The 12298-nt window shown below is 46.2% G+C and carries 15 protein-coding genes and 1 tRNA gene; 6 read left to right on the plus strand and 10 right to left on the minus strand.

Features of this window, described 5'->3' with window-relative positions; genetic code table 11:
* Positions 1–189 precede the first annotated feature (189 nt).
* Positions 190–1347 (plus strand): glucans biosynthesis protein MdoC, encoded by a 1158-nt coding sequence (gene mdoC, locus AACU94_RS11040; protein WP_135489430.1) that lies wholly within the window; start codon positions 190–192, stop codon positions 1345–1347.
* Positions 1348–1354: 7 nt separating this feature from the next.
* Here the strand turns inward: mdoC and clsC are convergent, their stop codons facing one another.
* From clsC to csgB, 6 genes are all read right to left on the minus strand, one after another.
* Positions 1355–2836 carry a cardiolipin synthase ClsC gene (gene clsC, locus AACU94_RS11045; RefSeq protein WP_130222070.1) on the minus strand — a complete coding sequence of 494 codons (1482 nt, stop codon included), beginning with the start codon at positions 2834–2836 and terminating at the stop codon, positions 1355–1357.
* Positions 2778–3311: an O-acetyl-ADP-ribose deacetylase gene (gene ymdB, locus AACU94_RS11050; RefSeq protein ID WP_130258283.1), complete on the minus strand. Its 534-nt coding sequence runs from the start codon at positions 3309–3311 to the stop codon at positions 2778–2780. Before ymdB ends, clsC begins: the two co-directional genes overlap by 59 nt.
* A 94-nt stretch (positions 3312–3405) precedes the next feature.
* Positions 3406–3717, minus strand: a complete 312-nt coding sequence (locus tag AACU94_RS11055) for a type 1 fimbrial protein (RefSeq protein ID WP_130205471.1) — start codon at positions 3715–3717, stop codon at positions 3406–3408.
* Between the two features lie 117 nt (positions 3718–3834).
* Entirely contained in the window at positions 3835–4167 is a 333-nt protein-coding gene (gene csgC / locus AACU94_RS11060; RefSeq protein WP_000992819.1) for a curli assembly chaperone CsgC, read from the minus strand.
* A gap of 59 nt (positions 4168–4226) precedes the next feature.
* Positions 4227–4685, minus strand: a complete 459-nt coding sequence (gene csgA, locus AACU94_RS11065) for a curli major subunit CsgA (protein WP_000771421.1) — start codon at positions 4683–4685, stop codon at positions 4227–4229.
* A gap of 40 nt (positions 4686–4725) precedes the next feature.
* Entirely contained in the window at positions 4726–5181 is a 456-nt protein-coding gene (csgB, locus tag AACU94_RS11070; protein ID WP_130215852.1) for a curli minor subunit CsgB, read from the minus strand.
* Between the two features lie 757 nt (positions 5182–5938).
* Here csgB and csgD point away from each other — a divergent pair.
* The 4 genes from csgD to csgG are packed head-to-tail and all read left to right on the plus strand — an operon-like array spanning position 5939 to position 8281.
* Positions 5939–6589 carry a biofilm master transcriptional regulator CsgD gene (gene csgD, locus AACU94_RS11075; RefSeq protein WP_064528493.1) on the plus strand — a complete coding sequence of 217 codons (651 nt, stop codon included), beginning with the start codon at positions 5939–5941 and terminating at the stop codon, positions 6587–6589.
* 4 nt (positions 6590–6593) lie between these two features.
* On the plus strand, positions 6594–6983 hold the full coding sequence (gene csgE / locus AACU94_RS11080) for a curli production assembly/transport protein CsgE (RefSeq protein ID WP_135384690.1): 390 nt from the start codon (positions 6594–6596) through the stop codon (positions 6981–6983).
* A gap of 22 nt (positions 6984–7005) precedes the next feature.
* Positions 7006–7422: a curli production assembly/transport protein CsgF gene (gene csgF, locus AACU94_RS11085; protein ID WP_064528489.1), complete on the plus strand. Its 417-nt coding sequence runs from the start codon at positions 7006–7008 to the stop codon at positions 7420–7422.
* 25 nt (positions 7423–7447) lie between these two features.
* Positions 7448–8281, plus strand: coding sequence for a curli production assembly/transport protein CsgG (gene csgG / locus AACU94_RS11090; protein ID WP_135489431.1), 834 nt, complete (start codon positions 7448–7450; stop codon positions 8279–8281).
* A 61-nt stretch (positions 8282–8342) separates the two neighbouring features.
* Here the strand turns inward: csgG and AACU94_RS11095 are convergent, their stop codons facing one another.
* From AACU94_RS11095 to ghrA, 4 genes are all read right to left on the minus strand, one after another.
* Positions 8343–8834, minus strand: a complete 492-nt coding sequence (locus AACU94_RS11095; protein ID WP_130205460.1) for a DUF1097 domain-containing protein — start codon at positions 8832–8834, stop codon at positions 8343–8345.
* 101 nt (positions 8835–8935) lie between these two features.
* A complete protein-coding gene (gene ycdY, locus AACU94_RS11100; RefSeq protein ID WP_130205458.1) occupies positions 8936–9490 on the minus strand; it encodes a molecular chaperone YcdY in 555 nt (184 codons plus the stop codon).
* A 22-nt stretch (positions 9491–9512) separates the two neighbouring features.
* Positions 9513–10250, minus strand: coding sequence for a zinc-binding phosphatase (gene ycdX, locus AACU94_RS11105; RefSeq protein ID WP_135489432.1), 738 nt, complete (start codon positions 10248–10250; stop codon positions 9513–9515).
* Between the two features lie 54 nt (positions 10251–10304).
* Positions 10305–11243 carry a glyoxylate/hydroxypyruvate reductase GhrA gene (gene ghrA / locus AACU94_RS11110; protein ID WP_135489433.1) on the minus strand — a complete coding sequence of 313 codons (939 nt, stop codon included), beginning with the start codon at positions 11241–11243 and terminating at the stop codon, positions 10305–10307.
* Between the two features lie 233 nt (positions 11244–11476).
* On the opposite strand from ghrA, the gene AACU94_RS11115 reads away from it, so the two are divergent.
* Positions 11477–11564, plus strand: a tRNA-Ser gene (locus AACU94_RS11115).
* Positions 11565–12298: the final 734 nt, after the last annotated feature.

Below are 12298 nucleotides of genomic sequence, written 5' to 3' on the forward strand. Positions count from 1 at the left end.
TTTGCCAGCAAATTTATTTATCAACAGTCTTACAGACGCTTCCATTTTGGTTAGTGGTAGTGACTATGCCGCGCAAAAACACCCGTGAAGCCTGTGCCAGATGCGGTCAGGTCGATGTTGTTATGGCAAAAGCCTAAAGGCATTACCCGGCAGGGATAAGACGAAAAATCCGAGATTAGTTAATCATATATGAATCCAGTACCCGCGCAGCGTGAATATTTCCTCGACTCCATCCGCGCCTGGTTGATGTTGTTAGGGATCCCTTTTCATATTTCTTTAATCTATTCAAGCCACACCTGGCATGTGAATAGCGCAGAACCATCCTGGTGGCTGACACTTTTTAACGATTTCATCCACTCGTTCCGCATGCAGGTATTTTTCGTTATTTCTGGTTATTTTTCCTACATGCTTTTTTTGCGCTACCCATTGAAAAAATGGTGGAAAGTTCGCGTCGAACGTGTGGGGATCCCGATGTTAACGGCCATTCCTCTGCTGACCTTGCCGCAATTCATTATGCTGCAGTATGTCAAAGGCAAAGCAGAAAGCTGGCCTGGCCTGTCATTATATGACAAATATAATACACTGGCCTGGGAATTAATTTCGCACCTGTGGTTTTTACTGGTATTGGTGGTCATGACGACACTTTCCATATGGATATTTAAGCGCATCAAAGATAATTTAGATAATTCCGATAACAAAAATAAAAAATTCTCAATGGCTAAACTATCGGTGATCTTCTTATGCCTCGGCATCGGCTATGCGGCAATAAGAAGAACGCTCTTTATCGTTTATCCGCCTATTTTAAGCGATGGCATGTTCAATTTTATTTTCATGCAGACGCTGTTTTATATGCCGTTTTTTATCCTTGGCGCATTAGCTTTTATTTTCCCTAATCTTAAAGCCTTGTTTACCACACCTTCTCGTGGTTGCACACTCGCTGCAGCAATGGCATTTGTCGCATATTTGCTCAATCAACGTTACGGTAGCGGCGATGCCTGGTTGTATGAAACCGAGTCGGTGATCACGATGGTACTCGGCTTGTGGATGGTGAATGTGGTTTTCTCCTTTGGTCACCGTTTGCTCAATTTTCAGTCGGCGCGGGTGACCTATTTTGTAAACGCATCGCTGTTTATCTACCTGGTTCACCACCCGTTAACGCTGTTTTTCGGCGCATACATCACCCCGCATATCACCTCAAATTGGCTTGGTTTTCTCTGCGGTCTGATATTTGTGATAGGGATTGCGATAATTCTGTATGAAATTCATTTACGCATTCCGTTGTTGAAGTTTTTGTTCTCCGGAAAACCGGCTATTAAGCGCGAGAATGATAAAGCACCAGCCCGCTGAGCCACGCTTACAATAACCATTCAACGGGTAATATTGACGCCAGTCTGACCAAAACCCGCTTCCAGAAACTGGTTGCGGGTTCTTTTTTGAGAATAATTTCTTCCTTCCCGTGGCGATCGACCCAGTTAATCCGCCCCCACCGATCCAAACGCAACTGCCAGGCCGCATCATACTGACTCTGAATAAAGCGTTTATCGATCAGTTGCGCCAGCGTTTTGCTCTCTATTACCAGGCCCATTTCAGTGTTGAGCAATGTTGAGCGCGGGTCGAAATTGAATGAACCAATAAATACAGTTTTGCCATCGACACTGAAGGTCTTGGCATGCAGACTGGCACCGGAATTCCCGGTTATTCCGCGGTCGTGCAGTGTACCGGGTTGTTCCTGCGTCGGCTTCAGCTCATAGAGTTCCACGCCATAACGGAGCAATTTTTTGCGCCAGCGTGCGTAGCCAGCATGCACCACAGCGACATCATTGGCGGCAAGTGAGTTGGTTAAGATTGCTATCTTTACCCCTTTTCTTACCATTCGTAACAGTTGCGCTACACCTGCACGCGTCGGCACAAAATAGGAAGAGATAATATCAATCCGCTCGCCGGGTGACCCCATGATATCGAACAGACGCTGCGGCAGAAGGGAATGGCGTTTTGCTTTGCCCTCCCCTTTCGCAGGATCATCACTTAATAAACGCGTTTTTGCCCAAATAAGCGGTAACGCCCCCTCAACGAGTTGATTCATAAAAGGGCTTGATTCCAGTTTATGCAAATAGCGATGCGTGATGCTGTCATTATGCCAGGATGCGGGTAGCTCAATACGATCAGCCATTTCACCTTCTGGCACATCCAGAACATGCTGCAAGGGTGAAACTGATTTGCAATACCAGTAGCGGGCGAAATCATCAGCGACGTCCTCAACAACCGGCCCCATTGCCATCACATCTAAATCTGAAAAAAGCGGTTCTTCTCCTGCTCCAAAATATGCATCGCCGATGTTTCTCCCCCCCACCAGCGTCACCACGCCATCGACGGTAAAACTCTTATTGTGCATACGTCGATTGAGACGGGAAAAATCGGTGATATAGCCAAGCGGACGCAATAAGCGAAATGAGAAAGGATTGAAAAGTCGAACTTCAATCCGCGGATGACTATCGAGCAAGCGTAAAATGTCATCAAGTCCGGGTGTATTGTTGTCATCAAGCAACAAACGAACGCGAACGCCACGCTTCGCGGCGGCTAACAGAGCGGAAAACAGTAACCGCCCCGACATATCGTCCTGCCAGATGTAATACTGAACATCCAGCGTATGTTCCGCCATTTCTGCCAGGCGATAACGTGCGGCAAACGCATCCAGACCTTTATCAAGGGGGAAAATGCCGCACAGTCCTGGATGTTGCGAACACAAGGGCAACACCGCGCTCGCCAGCCGGGGCAAATCATTCATCTCCTTGTTGGGTAAGGAGTCTTTCGTAGAGATGGGCGTTTTCTTCATCATAACAGACAAAGTATACCTGCTCGGGTAAAGCGTGACGGGTAATAAATTCCGAAACGGTTTTTACTGCTATTTCAGCCGCTGCAGCGCGTGGGTATCCATAAACACCAGTACTAATGGCAGGGAAAGCTACCGATGTATAACTGTTCGCCGCCACCAGTCGCAGACTATTGAGATAGGCATCCTGTAATAGCTGATCTTCATTTTGTTCTCCGCCGCGCCACACTGGTCCAACAGTATGTACAACAGCTTTGGCGGGGAGATCGCCTGCGAGGGTAATTACTGCGTGTCCCGTAGGGCAGTCGCCCTGTTGTTGTCTGACTTTTAAACAGGCATCCAGCAGCGCCGGACCGGCAGCGCGATGTATAGCGCCATCGACGCCGCCTCCCCCCATCAACGATGGATTTGCCGCATTAACAATCACATCAACGGTCAGTTTGGTAATATCGCCCTGTACAACATGAATACGCGATTTCATAACGCCTCCTTACACCATCTTGTTTCTTAAGTGTACAGCAGGGTTTTTAGAGAAATCGCATTTTTCTTGTCGGCGACGTGAGTGGTTCAGAAACTTAGTTATATTCGATATTCATCACAGCCAGCTTTTTCTGCTCATCAAGATACTGCACTTTTACTGAGGCAATTTGCGCATTTTTAACTTTGCCGCTCATTAGCTCTTTGCTGGAATACGTTTTGCTCTGTACAGGACCATTTTGCATACAGGTCATTTCAACTGGCGCTTGTAGGGAGCTCACGTCACACGCCGGTTCCACAATTTGACCATAAAAATGAATCACGCCACCTTGCGCATTGCTTTCCGCTGTTGCAAAGAAAGGAAAAACCAGGCTGCCAAGCATAAGGGAGTTTAATAACGGTCTGAACATCTCTTCTATTTCCTCAATGATTAATCATCCTTGAGGGTGTGTTATCCATGCTTTCAGGTGGCCGATTCGTATCAGACCATTCTCTTCCGGCTCATTTTATGCTCAACTATCAATACATTAAGACTTTCCTGAAGAGGGCGGCCATTGTTGTGATAAATGAAGTGACTGTCCATCAGAAACAGTAACAACTATTTTCACCCGATCGTCCGGGGAAATATTTAAACTCAACTTCGTCAAGGCAATGGGTTGATTAGCGGGTAATGAAAGGGTCTTTTCTTGCTTCGTCTGACTTTGTCCCGAACTGCCTTCACGCAGAGATAATATTTGCACCCGGCACAAGCATGATTGCGTCAGAGTAACCTCAGGAATAATGGTGTACATGTCACCTTGTTGGGTTGTATTAAAGGTTATCTGGCTGGAAAGCGCCGCGAGAAGTAATAACGCGTTCATACTATTCTCCCGAAAAAAAAACAGGGCTTGCGCCCTGTTTCTGTAATACAAATTCTGTATTAGTACTGATGAGCGGTCGCGTTGTTACCAAAGCCAACCTGAGTTACGTTGACACTGGAGTTAGATGCAGTCTGGTCAACTGCTGCACCGTTGCCGCCACCGAACTGTTTAACAGTCATTTCAGAGTTTTTACCGTTCCACTGATCCAGTGTCGCGCTGTTACCAAAGCCACGTTGGGTCAGTTCAATTGAGCTGTCATCAGAACCTTGTCCCACATCTGCGCCGTTACCGCCGCCGTGCTGGGTAATTGTCAGATCAGAGTTGCGGGCATCAGCCTGCAATGCAACAGCAGAGTTACCGCCACCGTATTGGTAAATATTCAGTTCTGAATTCGGGCCGCTGTTATTACCGCCACCACCGTGGTTGCCGCCGCCACCACCGTACTGAGGAATAGAACCTGCCAGAGCGCTACCGGAGAATACGATTGCTGCAATTGCTGCTACTTTTAAAAGTTTCATGTAAAACCCCCATCGGATTGATTTAAAAGTCGAATGGAAATTAACGCTGTGTTACGCGAATAGCCATTTGCGACTGTCTCTGCACTACAATTGCCGTTTTTTGAGTACCATGCTGCGTAATATTTGCTTTATTACCAGAACCTTTCTGGATAATCATTGCAGTATTACCATATGCGCCCTGCGAAATACTGGCATCGTTGGCATTGCCCGCCTGATCAATATACGCAAGGTTATAATCTCCTGTCTGGTCAATCTTTGCCCGGTTGTTATTACCATCTTGCGAAACAACCGACAAAAGTTTAGAGCCTCCCTGCCGTAACTGTGCACTATTATTAGCACCAGCTTGACCAATTATGGCTGCCTGATTAAATGAAGACTTACTCAATTCATTTACCGCAAAGTTATACTCTGAATTAGCTAAATCATAACCTGCCGCGGCTGCAATCCCAGGCGCACCCAGTACTGTTAACATCATAAATAACAATCTGTTTTTCATGTTGTCACCCTGGACCTGGTCGTACATTTAAGAAATTTAAATCATTTCAACTTGGTTGTTAACGCAAACCGTTTTTTGTTAACGCTGCGTTACGATGGAAAGTATGTCTGCGGAAATATTTTTAATAACTCACCCGCGCGTTGTATTTTTCTTTTTTTACTCATGCCAAAGTATTAAAACTCGCGTAAATACGCTGTTATTTACGCAAAAATTATTTTGTTTACTTTTAAACCGTCGTTTTTTGACCACGAAAATTCGACAAACTATCTCTCCTCATGATTCACGAAGATTCTGTCGATATGTTTACCTGACAAGCCGTCACAAACATCATTTTTTTGCAGCCAAAAATTGTCCATGAAGAGAATCTGAAAATGCAGACAATTTTAGCGCAACAAAAGGACCAGAGATAAATAAATTTTATAAAAACAATCATGTAGTTACGCGTATTTGTATGACTTTTCAAAATTGTGCAATAAAAGCCATATGTACAACTTTTCTATCATTACCAAACTTAACAACCCCTTAATGTTAACAAATTTAATTACTAGATTACATTTTGTTACATGTTTAACACTTGATTTAAGATTTGTAATGGCTAGATTGAAATCAGATGTAATCCATTAGTTTTATTTTTTACCCATTTAGGGTTGATTTATTACTACACACAGCAGTGCAACATCTGTCAGTACTTCTGGTGCCTTTATTGAATAAAGGCAGCTGTCAGGTGTGCGATTAATAAAAAGAGCGGGGTTTCATCATGTTTAATGAAGTCCATAGTATTCATGGTCATACATTACTGTTAATCACTAAACCTTCCTTGCAAGCGACTGCGTTATTGCAGCATTTAAAACAATCGCTGGCAATCACAGGAAAACTACATAACATTCAACGTTCTCTGGACGATATATCTTCTGGCTGCATTATTCTGTTGGATATGATGGAAGCAGATAAAAAACTCATCCATTACTGGCAGGATACATTAAGCAGAAAACACAACAACATCAAAACACTGTTGTTAAATACTCCAGACGATTACCCGTACCGCGACATTGAAAACTGGCCTCATATCAACGGTGTTTTTTACGCCCTGGAGGATCAAGAACGCGTCATCAATGGGTTGCAAGGCGTCTTACGCGGGGAATGCTACTTTACGCAAAAACTTGCCAGCTATCTGATTACACATTCAGGTAACTATCGTTATAACAGCACGGAATCTGCCCTCCTTACTCATAGGGAAAAAGAGATCCTTAATAAACTGCGTATCGGCGCCTCCAATAACGAGATTGCTCGTTCGCTGTTCATCAGCGAAAATACGGTTAAAACGCATCTTTATAATCTTTTCAAGAAGATAGCAGTCAAAAACCGGACTCAAGCAGTCTCATGGGCAAACGATAACCTCAGGCGATAAAGCCATGAAACGTTATTTATGCTGGGTTGTAGCAGCGAATATTTTCTTCGCTGCGGGGAATGTTCACGCCGTAGAGGTAGAAGTACCGGGATTGTTAACTGACCATACTGTTTCATCCATTGGACACGATTTTTATCGTGCCTTTAGTGATAAATGGGAAAGTAGCTATACCGGGAACTTGACGATTAATGAAAGGCCCAGTGCACGATGGGGAAGCTGGATCACCATAACGGTAAATCAGGACGTTATTTTCCAGACTTTTTTATTCCCATTGAAAAGAGACTTCGAGAAAACTGTTGTCTTTGCACTGGCACAAACTGAAGAAGCACTGAACCGTCGACAGATTAGTCAGGCTTTACTGAGTACGGGCGATTTAGCGCCTGATGAATTTTAAATTAAATTGTCCGGAGGCTGCAATGCGTGTCAAACATGCAGTAATTCTACTCATGCTAATTTCGCCAATAAGTTGGGCCGGGAATATGACCTTCCAGTTCCGCAATCCTAATTTTGGTGGCAACCCCAATAATGGCGCTTTTTTACTAAACAGCGCCCAGGCACAGAACTCGTATAAAGATCCAAGCTATGATGATGACTTTGGTATTGAAACGCCCTCGGCGTTAGATAACTTCACCCAGGCCATTCAGTCACAAATATTAGGTGGGCTGCTGACAAATATTAATACGGGTCAGCCAGGACGAATGGTGACTAACGAATATATCGTCGATATTGCCAACCGGGATGGTCAGCTGCAACTGAACGTAACCGATCGTAAAACGGGTCAAACGTCCACGATTCAGGTTTCGGGATTACAAAATAACTCAACCGATTTTTAAGCCCCAGCTTTGTAAGGAAAATAATATGCAGCGCTTATTTGTTTTGGTTGCAGTCATGTTGCTGAGTGGATGCTTAACAGCACCACCAAAAGAAGCCGCCAAGCCGACATTAATGCCTCGAGCTCAAAGCTACAAAGATTTAACCCATTTGCCTTCGCCAACGGGCAAAATCTTTGTCTCGGTATACAACATCCAGGATGAAACTGGACAATTTAAACCCTATCCGGCGAGTAACTTCTCCACCGCAGTTCCGCAAAGCGCGACCGCCATGTTGGTCACCGCATTGAAAGATTCGCGTTGGTTTGTACCACTGGAGCGTCAGGGCCTACAAAACTTACTGAACGAACGTAAGATTATTCGTGCGGCACAAGAAAACGGCACCGTTGCGCTCAATAACCGGATCCCGCTACAGTCGCTGACGGCAGCCAATATCATGGTTGAAGGGTCGATTATTGGTTATGAAAGTAATGTGAAATCGGGCGGTGCCGGGGCGAGATACTTCGGTATTGGCGCCGATACGCAGTACCAACTTGACCAAATCGCGGTGAACTTGCGTGTCGTTAATGTCAGCACCGGTGAAATCCTGTCATCAGTGAACACCAGTAAGACCATTCTTTCCTATGAAGTCCAGGCCGGCGTCTTCCGCTTTATCGACTACCAGCGGTTACTGGAAGGGGAAGTAGGATATACCTCGAACGAACCCGTTATGCTATGCCTGATGTCGGCGATTGAAACCGGTGTTATCTTCCTGATTAATGATGGTATCGACCGCGGTCTGTGGGATTTGCAGAATAAAGCAGATCTGAAGAATGACATTCTGGTGAAATACCGCCATCTGTCAGTACCGCCGGAATCCTGATCCATAAAAATGCCGGAGTATTAATCCGGCTTTTACATATTCAATATAAAGCGTGATTCTCTCACGCTTTATTTTTTACTTGTTGCTCATGGTTAGCGGTCTTAGCACTGCGCGCCGCCAACCAAAGCCCACTGTTTTTCATCGCGTAACCAAACACCAGCCCAAGCGCCAGAGATGGCAATACCAGTTTCCAGTTTCCCTGCGCGGCAAACGTCGCACACGCACCGATAAATGTACCCGGAACAAATGACAGCAATAGCTGTTTGGCCTGAATACACATCAGGAAAGCGACAATGCCAGTCATGACATAGCCAACTATTTCCAGATGGGGTGCCAGCGCACTACCGTAAATAATGACCATTGCCCACACCACACCGCTAAGCAGCGTTGCAGCGGAGATCGCCAACCCTTTCAGGCCGCCTTGCGGACAGGCAAAGTAGGCCGTGCAGCCAAGGAAACCCGCCCAGCTGAGTAAACCAAGGGAAACGGCCACCCATCCCCAGATACCGGAGAGAATGCCCGTTGTGATTGCAATAGAGAGAAGTATGTTCATGCCGCGAATGATAGCAGAAAACGCGGCCATGAATGAGATCGAGCACACATTTTATGCAACGTAGAGTTTGATGTTGCATTCACTAGTGATCACGATCACACTTATTCTTCTTTTTCTTCCTCAAGTTCATCCCACATTGCGCCGATAGCATCGCGGGTCAGTGGTGCCATAGTGCGCCAGAACGGCGTGGTTGCATGGGCCTCAATTTTACCGAGAAATGCGCCACACCACGGCAACAGATACTCGCTGAACAACGTTTCCAGTGCTTCGCTTTCATCTTCCGTTGACTGATCTTCCAGCCAGGAAGCCGCAAGCAGTAACGTGCCGATGTGATCGGCTGGCGTATCTGCTAACGGCATCCCGCGTTCTGAAAGAAAAGCACGCACTTCCGCTTCCGTCGCGCCCTCTACCCAGGCACTGCGGTAAGGCGGTACTGCACATTCATCGCCGATAAACAGCGCATTGTAATCGGCAGATACTTGCGCCATATCACAACTTTTCTGCAAGCGTGCCAGCAACTCATCCTGCTCCAGAGGCCAGCTCGCCGCCAATTTTCCCTCACGAATCAGGGTAAACAGCGGAACCAGTAAAGGGTCCTGCGGTTGGCGGTAATAAAGTGACCCCAGTACACGACACAGGATAGAAAACTCGTTCATTTATTTATTTCCATAAAAGCAATTAAAGTTCAGCAAATTCCGCAATCGGCGCCATACCGCGGGATTCCAGGAAGTTGAGTAAACGGCGCGGTGAAACATTCAAAATGCGTTCTTCTGGAAAATCAACCGCGTCAAGAATTTTACGACACTCTTCAAAATCACCCATAGTAAACGCGGTATGAGAATCCGAGCCTAATGCCACCCAACCGCCAGCATCGCGCACCGCAGCGGCAACTGCACGGCAGTTATCTTCACTGCCTTTGCGCGAGTGTAGGAAGGACGAATTATTGATTTCCAGCGCTACCTGGTGTTTCGCGGCTGCTTCCGCAACTGCTTTGAAATCAATGGAATATTTCGGATTGCCCGGATGGCTTATTATGTGCACATTGCCGCTGGCGATAGTCGCGATCATCGCTTGCGTATTGGTCACTTCATCATGTGGTGCAAAAACCGGTTCATGAAAACCAGCAATGATTAAATCCAGCGACTCAAACATTTTGCCGCTACAGTCAATTTCACCGTCAACATTTTTAATGTTGGCTTCAATGCCGCGCAGGATCCCTACCCCATCAACCACTCGTGGCCAAATACGCATATTAATGAAATGCCAGTGATGCGGCGCATCTTCCATATCCGGGCCGTGATCGGTAATTGCAAAAAGCTTGATTCCCTTCTGTTTAGCCTGGGCAATGTAGTCACTTAATGTGCTGTATGCATGCGTGCTGGCAACGGTATGCATATGTAGGTCGACGGGATACATAACTCTCTCCTGTATTCAATTCTTGCCAAGGATAGCAGGAATCCTGGCGCTTTATTAGTAGCCTCGAACTCGGTCGACTTGCCCACTGACAGCCTCACCTCTTTCTAGCTGGGAAATGGTGCGCGAAATATACTCCACCGCTTCGACGGGGCGAGTAATAGCTGCCACATGTGGTGTTATCGTGACGCATGGATGTTGCCAGAGCGGGCTTTCCGGCGGTAAAGGTTCACGATTAAAAACATCCAGCATTGCTCCTTTAATCTTGCCACTTTCCAGCGCCGCGAGCAGGTCATCTTCCACCACATGGACGCCACGCGCCAGATTAAGAAGATACGCGCCATCCGGTAATTGATTGAATAATTGTTGATTAATAATGCCGATCGTTTCGGGCGTATTCGGTAACAGATTAATCAGTACCCGGCATTGACTCAGAAATGCCTTCAGCTCCTCGCTTCCAGCAAAGCTTTGTACATCTGGCCAGGATTTACGACTGCGACTCCAGCAACGCAGCGGAAAGCGCCATGTTTGTAGACTCTGTGCGACTTTACCGCCCAACACGCCAGCGCCCAGGATGCCAATTGTAAAATCTTTCCGATGATATTCAGGCAGCGGTTGCCAGTGTGAAGCATTTTGCTGGATTCGATAATCGTCAAAACGTCGGAACCAATGTAGCACCTGGCTAACAGCATATTCCTGCATTTGCTCGCCCATACCGGTATCTTCCAGGCGGAAAAGCGGAATGGAGGGTTTAAGCATTTCAGGGTGTGCCTGTAGTTTACTCAATATAGAATCCACTCCGGCACCTAGTGCAAACACTGCTTTAAGATCGCGTCCTGCCAGCATTTCAACAGGAGGATGCCAGACTAATGCATAATCCGCGCCCTGGTTATCTCCGTTTTTCCAGGCTCTGACCCTGGCATGAGGTATCGCTTTACTCAGCGCCTCAATCCACCATTTTGAGTCAAAGGTTGGGTGATAAAAGATGATATCCATATTGGCTCCCGAAAAGAGTTAAGCGGAATTTATTCGCGCTTATTGTTATGATCTGCAAGGAACATCAGAATAGCAAATCTGCTGTCGGTGGTAAAAAAAGCAAAACTTGCTTATTTAAGCCACAAATTGATTGAAGTTTGAATAAACGCACTTTTTTTAAAAAAAGTTTGTTGACCCGAGGCGACTATTTCCCTAAATTAGCGCCCGTTCCAGCAAGACAGGAACAACAATTTGGTGAGGTGTCCGAGTGGCTGAAGGAGCACGCCTGGAAAGTGTGTATACGGCAACGTATCCGGGGTTCGAATCCCCGCCTCACCGCCATATTTTAAGAAGAGCTCGTACGAAAGTATGGGCTTTTTTTTTGCATGTTGCACAGCCCGGCGGGGATGAGAAGCCCGGCCCCGGGTTCGACAACTGGCGCCAGCCAGTTGGACAGACCGTTAACGCAGTGAACGGGCTGCCCGCAGGGCGAGCGAAGGGAGTCAATCCCCGCCTCACCGCCATATCTTAAGAAGAGCTCGTACGAAAGTACGGGCTTTTTTTTCGCATGTTGCACAGCATGGCGGGGATGAGAAGCCCGGACCCGGGTTCGACAACTGGCGAAAGCCAGTTGGACAGACCGTGAACGCAGTGAACGGGCTGCCCGCAGGGCGACGAGGAATTTCCCAACATAGTCTCCTGTTGCGTTCAGAAAGGATGAGGTAAGCGATACCTTGTTTTGTAAAATCATTTTTGCATTAGATAATACCGAAATATTATTTATTATTTACCAAGGCAAAAGCTGAATATAAATGTACAAAGTGATTCAATTCTAACTATTGCGGGTAAATGGATGGGAGTATCCTTTAATAACAGACAGCATGACTATGCTCTTCTGAAGCGAGCACAAGACAAAAGAGTTTCCGATATTGCTTTAGGAACTCTTGATACAAAAGATCCTGATGCTGATACTCACCTGCTTCTTGTTGAAGCAAAATAAATCTTAACTCTTACGAAACAGGTTGGCATTCAGGCACTCCAGACTCGCATATGTTCATGATCTACAAACAAAGACT

The sequence above is a fragment of the Escherichia sp. E4702 genome (genome assembly GCF_963883545.1).
Lineage (GTDB): Bacteria > Pseudomonadota > Gammaproteobacteria > Enterobacterales > Enterobacteriaceae > Escherichia.

What these genes read in the sequence shown, in the direction of transcription:
- csgD (WP_064528493.1), top strand. Translation starts at nt 5,939, where the DNA reads ATGTTTAATGAAGTCCATAGTATTCATGGTCATACATTACTGTTAATC.
- ycdX (WP_135489432.1), bottom strand. Translation starts at nt 10,250, where the DNA reads ATGTATCCCGTCGACCTACATATGCATACCGTTGCCAGCACGCATGCA.
- ghrA (WP_135489433.1), bottom strand. Translation starts at nt 11,243, where the DNA reads ATGGATATCATCTTTTATCACCCAACCTTTGACTCAAAATGGTGGATT.
- AACU94_RS11055 (WP_130205471.1), bottom strand. Translation starts at nt 3,717, where the DNA reads ATGTTCAGACCGTTATTAAACTCCCTTATGCTTGGCAGCCTGGTTTTT.
- ymdB (WP_130258283.1), bottom strand. Translation starts at nt 3,311, where the DNA reads ATGAAATCGCGTATTCATGTTGTACAGGGCGATATTACCAAACTGACC.
- ycdY (WP_130205458.1), bottom strand. Translation starts at nt 9,490, where the DNA reads ATGAACGAGTTTTCTATCCTGTGTCGTGTACTGGGGTCACTTTATTAC.
- csgA (WP_000771421.1), bottom strand. Translation starts at nt 4,685, where the DNA reads ATGAAACTTTTAAAAGTAGCAGCAATTGCAGCAATCGTATTCTCCGGT.
- mdoC (WP_135489430.1), top strand. Translation starts at nt 190, where the DNA reads ATGAATCCAGTACCCGCGCAGCGTGAATATTTCCTCGACTCCATCCGC.
- AACU94_RS11095 (WP_130205460.1), bottom strand. Translation starts at nt 8,834, where the DNA reads ATGAACATACTTCTCTCTATTGCAATCACAACGGGCATTCTCTCCGGT.
- csgG (WP_135489431.1), top strand. Translation starts at nt 7,448, where the DNA reads ATGCAGCGCTTATTTGTTTTGGTTGCAGTCATGTTGCTGAGTGGATGC.
- csgB (WP_130215852.1), bottom strand. Translation starts at nt 5,181, where the DNA reads ATGAAAAACAGATTGTTATTTATGATGTTAACAGTACTGGGTGCGCCT.
- csgE (WP_135384690.1), top strand. Translation starts at nt 6,594, where the DNA reads ATGAAACGTTATTTATGCTGGGTTGTAGCAGCGAATATTTTCTTCGCT.
- csgF (WP_064528489.1), top strand. Translation starts at nt 7,006, where the DNA reads ATGCGTGTCAAACATGCAGTAATTCTACTCATGCTAATTTCGCCAATA.
- clsC (WP_130222070.1), bottom strand. Translation starts at nt 2,836, where the DNA reads ATGATGAAGAAAACGCCCATCTCTACGAAAGACTCCTTACCCAACAAG.
- csgC (WP_000992819.1), bottom strand. Translation starts at nt 4,167, where the DNA reads ATGAACGCGTTATTACTTCTCGCGGCGCTTTCCAGCCAGATAACCTTT.